The organism is Pedococcus sp. P1_H8, from assembly GCF_056405175.1.
The window spans coordinates 1-398 of the sequence record NZ_JBFUCP010000346.1 but is presented as its reverse complement, the minus strand read 5'-3'; the positions used below and the strand labels follow the sequence as shown (position 1 = coordinate 398).

The 398-nt window shown below is 72.9% G+C and carries 1 protein-coding gene; it reads left to right on the top strand.

Annotated elements, in window-relative coordinates:
• A partial coding sequence (locus AC1DYG_RS20310; RefSeq protein WP_477641642.1) for a class I SAM-dependent methyltransferase occupies nucleotides 1-398 on the top strand: 398 nt, incomplete at both ends.

The window sequence follows — 398 nt, the reverse complement described above, 5'->3', positions numbered from 1 at the left end:
TCATCGGGCGGGTGGCCCGACGGGACCTGCGCACGCTCGGGTGGCGCGAGCTGGCGGGTCACGCGGGTACCTTCCTGCGGCTCGGCGCGCTCGGCCCCCGTCCGAAACCTCCCGCCGAGGAGCTGATCCGGCGCCGCGGCGCCAAACATGGCAAGGCGCGTGACGCGGAGGTCGTCTCCCGGCACTACGACGTCGGCAACGACTTCTACCGGTTGCTGCTCGGCCCGAGCATGGTCTACTCCTGCGGCTACTGGGAGCGCGGCACCGCGGGGACACTCGAGGACGCGCAGCACGACAAGCTGGACCTGGTCTGCCGAAAGCTGGGGCTGCGGCCGGGCATGCGCCTGCTCGACGTCGGCTGCGGCTGGGGGTCGTTGGCCATCCACGCCGCCCGGCAC